The following is a 4912-nucleotide window of genomic DNA, read 5'->3' as shown; positions in this document are numbered from 1 at the left end:
TTTGCCTGAAGAGCACAGGGGACGCTCTCTTCATTCAATTTAGCCTTACTTCTTCAGATCGTTAAGCGGGAGTTAAGGGAATAGTGTCTCAGTGCTTATGATTGCTGGTCAGTGGTAATGTTCGTTCGTTCTGTGAAGGGCTAAATTCAACCTATCAGGAAATCTTGAGTGACAGTATTTGCATTGAAATGATTTGGGTGAGTTGTCTTCTGAATCCATAAGTTGCCGCAGGTTTGTTGCACCATTGGTTGAAGTGGTCGGGTGTGGTCTAAAACCTCTATGAAGACCTTGCGTCATCTGTGATGAACCTGCTACAGGTTGATAGTATTGTTGATGACCAACAAATGACGCTAGAGAGCTTAATGCTGAAGCTGTACAAGGTACCGTGACTGAAGTCTCACTTCTTATGGATGAACCAGCTAATGAAGGGTTAAGATCAGGGGCTTGTCGAGACATGGTTGCAGTGGAATGAGAACTACTGGAACCAGACGTGATAACAATTCTTCGTGACTGTCTGTTGTATGGGGTGGCTCGTTGTTGTGCTGTTTGTTGTTGTAGCCCAATTGGAAAATAAGCCTGTCCAGCATCTGCTTGCCCCCGAATATATCCAACTTGATACCCGTATGCCATACCTTCATTAAAAGCCCATAGGATTTGTGCATGATGAGTAGCAAAGGCTGGATGTATTCCTGCCTTTGACCCTGATGGTTGATTTTGCATGTCTTAGTCCCTTAAATCGTTTAGTAACAGACAGACAGACAGACAGACAGACAGCAGGTTCCCGTGTTGTTGATCTGGATGACACCCTTGTCAGTCATTACCGCTTTGCTTCATGCCTCAAACCGCCTGCACCACCTTCATAAACCGGCTGATCCCTGCACCGGTGATGGTATTGTCTGACAGGACTTCAAACTCCATTGTCGCCTCGGCAAACTCATCGCCAATAAATGGCAGGCCCTGTACAGGCGAGAACTTGATGCGGTGCAGGGTGACAGCCACCGCCTTACCGGATTGCGCTTCGTTAAGGCCGTCGAAGAACAGGGTGAATTCCTGTCCCGCCTCCACTAGTGCCTGCAGGACTTCCTGCGGGGCCTTGTCATAGGTGGCATGAACACCATTATTGCTGATAGCGCCGGAGCCGATCACCGTGATGCCGTTGGGGGTGATGTCGTAATCCACACCTTCAGTGAGCGCCGTGCTGTTGACCGCATCGGTAACGGTGATAATGGTGGTATCCGGCACAAAGGCAAACGGCAGCAGTTCGCCATCAGCACCGGTAGCGGCAATCAACTCATCGGTGACTGTGTTGCCACCGGCTTCGGTGGTAACAGCACCACGTAGACCAAGGGCCAGATTGTCAGCGGTAATATCCAGTACTGTCAGCGAGCCTGTCACATTGTCGATACGCGATACCACGTTGGTATTGCCGCCGCCGGGGCTGGTGTAGTCCTTCTGTTCCTTTTTCTCCTCTTCAAAGGAGATTTCCAGCGCCGAGCAGTTACCCACAGGTATCAGTCCGGTGCTGCCGCCGCGACGCTTCAGGTAGATGGTGCCCTTGCCCATGTATGAACGGTCGGTTTGCGCCATGATCAGTTCCCTTGATTGGTGACGGTTTGCTCCCAGGACACGCCCCACATGGCGATCCCCCGGTTATCGATCTCGCCGCTGTAGAGGTTCTCGGCGGTGATGGTTTTCGGGTCGATGCTGCGAAGATAGGTTGTGTCGAACCGGTTATAGGGCAGCAGCCCGATAATATGCTCGACGATCTCCAGCGAACTTTTATGTCGGTCTTCACCACTGCGGTCACCGCAGATGACATAAGCGGCCATCAACAATCGAGCCTGATGAATTCCCTGCCCGGTGATAGTCAGCCCCGGCGCAGTCTCGATCGCTATCCTGACCGCTTTGTTAGAGAACAGCATCCGTTCCAGCTCGGCCTCGGTAAAGCGGCCCGGGTGGCTGTCCACATCACTGACCAGTACGGACAGCTGGTCGGCAAACCAGTGTGTGATAGCGGTCAGCGCATCGTTAAGCATTGCGCCGCCCCCTTGTGATATCCCGCAGCCATTGGGTCATGGCATCGTGAATCAGGTTAATCTGTCGTTCTTCAATACCGATAAAGGGACGGGCCGGAATGGTGACCTGACGGGCAAAGGCTGTCCCGCCACGCCCATCAGGAAAGGCCAGTACTTTCTTTTTGACTGGTTTGATCACAGCGCCGAACTGATGCACCGGGGCGTATTTCACATTGGTGCCGATGACCACCTGATCATCATCGGCTTCAAAGTGGATACTGTTTCGCAGTCGTCCGGTATCGCTCAGGATGCGACCTTGCCGAAACTTCAACGGCTCCCAGGGATCACCATCCGGCGACTGCTGACGCCTGAAGTTCATGCCGGTGTCGGTTTTCATCACCCGGCCCAGACGGCTAAACAGGGAGCGCCTGCGCTGATAACGCATGACGGTATCCATCAGGCTCTGTATCTGCTGTGTGGCGTCCTTGAGCGACAGCATGTCAGGGCATCCCGTAGACTTTCACCATGCCGCCGGCAAAGGGGGCATGGGTGGTCACCAGTTTCAGCTGGCTGATACCCGTGGTCTTCTTTACCACTCCATGAACCAGGGTGGCTTCCTGGTTACCGCTGTTATCCTGGTGGATCGTCTGGGCTGCTAACCGGGTGTATTGTGGGGCGGTAGGTTCGTAGACTGTGATATCAGTGCATAACACACCGCTTTTGGAAAGCGCATTACTGGTGAACTTGATCTTGTTGGTGGCGTTGTAATAAGTCCCCGTCGAAACAATATGATTGAGGCCATAACCATAATCGTACGCACCGGTAAACCAGTTGGAACCATCATCGCTGGCATACAGTTCAATATGGGTATTGGAAGTAGATGCGGGCGTCAGGTTGAGTATCACGATGCGATAGAGGCTGTAATCCGCCGAAAAGGTGATCGGCAGGATATATTCGGATACCGATGATGGAATGGTCTCTGATGCCAGCAGCGTTAATGCGCCACCACCGCCTCCGGAGACGGCCACTTCCGCCCAGCCATTATCTNGGTGTTGATGGCCAATTCACCGTCAAGGAGGCTGGCGGGCACACTGCCGGGCGTGCTGCTCCGTCGTAGCCGAAGGCCCGCCATTTAAAAGCTGCCCCCGTCCATATCGCAGTTGGTGAGCGACACATTGGAGATACCGCCCCCGGTAATGGTGGCGGCATTATGATTTTGTAACGCCAGCGTCCCCAGGTTGAGACTGGTGCGGGCAGCATTAATATCGGTCAGGTCCGACAGGTTGAGGTTTTTATTCAGCCGGTTATCCAGTCCGGTTGTCAGCGCCGCCAGTTCGCTGTCATTGTCCTGCAGGGCCGTAGCCAGCTCATTCAGCGTATCCAGTGCAGCTGGCGCACCGGCTATCAGGTTATTGATGGCGTTGCTGATCCTGGTATCCACTTCGCCGGACGTAATGCTGCTGCCGGAGGCAAGCGAAACCACGCCCTCACCATCAATATTCAGCCCTGCGCCAATCTTGATACCGCCAAGATCCGTCGACGTTGCGGTGGGTAAGCTGTAGTGGTTGGCATTAGTCTCAATACCGGCCAGCTTGTTATGGTCGGTCACTCCTCCGATGATCAGGATGGTATCGTTACTGGCCCCGATAAACAGGTGACCACTGACTTCCGAGTAGGCTAGTTCCCCTTCTGCCAGTGAGGCCGGGGTGCCGGTTATCTGGCTGCGCTTGATCCGGATGACGTTTGCCATGGTCTGTCCCTAGAAATAACCGCCGTTGATCACAATGTCGTTGTTGTCCGGTATGACCAGCACCGTCCACTCACCGTTGTAGCGGGTGTATTGTCGGCCATCGGTGGGCGCATCACCGATATAGTCAGCATCGTGGTCATGGTGCATACCGATGGAATGAATCTGGCCGTCAGACATAGTCAGCGTCAGGCTGTTGCCGTCGTAGTCGGCATGACGGAGATAACTGTCCAGTGTCGACAGATCCACGCGAACCTGCCCACCGTTCTGATCGGTAAACACCAAGTCGCTGCCTTCGAGTCGGGGTGATGTGAGTCCTGTCGATGTGGCTTCACTGTTGGCGACCGGTAGCGGTGCGGTACTTTCAAAAGTACTCATGGTAAACACACGATCTGTCCGACTGCGGGTAACGGTGACATCCATACCGGCAACCGGTGCGGCAGGCTGATCTGTCGCACTCGGCAACGTCGCCTTGCCAGAGGCCAGATCCCGCAGCATCGCCACCGCATCCTTGTAACGGTTGCGGACATCTTCGGTGACCCGGTTTTCATAGAGCCGGTAACGGGCAATATCCGCGCAAAGGCGAGCCAGGATATCCGGAGCCGGCTTGATGGGCGTGTCATACCGTGCCGCCAGATAGGTGTTGATCTCTTGACCAGCGTCGTCCAGCGTACGTTCCACCCGAACGGTATCGATCAAACCGGTGCGGTTTATGTCGGTCAGTTTTAACAGCTCCGTTTCCCCGAACCGGTCGATCAGGCCCTGGAGGGTGCAGTACATCAGTCAGCCTGCTCCGGTGTTTTGGGTTTGCCAGATTTTCTGTTGTCACTGGCGGGTACTACAGCACCGAGTGCCAATAGAGTTTCAGCGTCTGACTCATTCAGTTTGATACTGCTTTCTGGCGGGTAGAAAGTTCCGTTGTGCCTGACCGGATGCAGGGTTTTGTACTGGCTCATGCGGCGTTCCTTCAGGCGATAATGTTTTCGATGAAGTAGGCAACATCCGGGCAGACAATCAGCTCATTGAGCGACTCCCCGACCCGAATCGCCTCACCGCCACGCAGACCGATATTGCCATCGGGACGAGTACCAGCCACACGGCCGCCATGTTCGGCGGTAAAGCCAAAGGTGACGCCTTTGCTGGGCTGGGC

Annotated in this window: 9 protein-coding genes; all 9 read right to left on the bottom strand. The window is 54.2% G+C overall.

What is annotated here, in order from left to right:
* Window positions 1-108: 108 nt before the first annotated feature.
* Window positions 109-720: a hypothetical protein gene (locus ABD892_RS04350; protein WP_345194143.1), complete on the bottom strand. Its 612-nt coding sequence runs from the start codon at window positions 718-720 to the stop codon at window positions 109-111.
* Between the two features lie 117 nt (window positions 721-837).
* Window positions 838-1587 carry a phage tail tube protein gene (locus tag ABD892_RS04345; RefSeq protein WP_345194142.1) on the bottom strand — a complete coding sequence of 250 codons (750 nt, stop codon included), beginning with the start codon at window positions 1585-1587 and terminating at the stop codon, window positions 838-840.
* A 2-nt stretch (window positions 1588-1589) separates the two neighbouring features.
* Window positions 1590-2036, bottom strand: coding sequence for a hypothetical protein (locus ABD892_RS04340; protein ID WP_345194141.1), 447 nt, complete (start codon window positions 2034-2036; stop codon window positions 1590-1592).
* A complete protein-coding gene (locus ABD892_RS04335) occupies window positions 2029-2514 on the bottom strand; it encodes a phage virion morphogenesis protein (RefSeq protein ID WP_345194140.1) in 486 nt (161 codons plus the stop codon). The genes ABD892_RS04340 and ABD892_RS04335 overlap by 8 nt, the downstream gene beginning before the upstream one ends.
* Window position 2515: 1 nt before the next feature.
* Window positions 2516-3043, bottom strand: coding sequence for a hypothetical protein (locus ABD892_RS04330; RefSeq protein WP_345194139.1), 528 nt, complete (start codon window positions 3041-3043; stop codon window positions 2516-2518).
* Between the two features lie 104 nt (window positions 3044-3147).
* Window positions 3148-3765 (bottom strand): hypothetical protein, encoded by a 618-nt coding sequence (locus ABD892_RS04325; protein ID WP_345194138.1) that lies wholly within the window; start codon window positions 3763-3765, stop codon window positions 3148-3150.
* 9 nt (window positions 3766-3774) lie between these two features.
* Window positions 3775-4542: a phage protein Gp36 family protein gene (locus tag ABD892_RS04320; protein WP_345194136.1), complete on the bottom strand. Its 768-nt coding sequence runs from the start codon at window positions 4540-4542 to the stop codon at window positions 3775-3777.
* On the bottom strand, window positions 4542-4718 hold the full coding sequence (locus tag ABD892_RS04315; RefSeq protein ID WP_345194135.1) for a DUF7210 family protein: 177 nt from the start codon (window positions 4716-4718) through the stop codon (window positions 4542-4544). The genes ABD892_RS04320 and ABD892_RS04315 overlap by 1 nt, the downstream gene beginning before the upstream one ends.
* A gap of 11 nt (window positions 4719-4729) precedes the next feature.
* Window positions 4730-4912: hypothetical protein (locus ABD892_RS04310; RefSeq protein WP_345193602.1), on the bottom strand; the 183-nt coding region annotated here is incomplete at its 5' end.

It is taken from the genome of Kistimonas scapharcae, assembly GCF_039540975.1.
GTDB lineage: Bacteria > Pseudomonadota > Gammaproteobacteria > Pseudomonadales > Endozoicomonadaceae > Kistimonas > Kistimonas scapharcae.
This window is presented reverse-complemented; position numbering and strand designations above follow the sequence as displayed.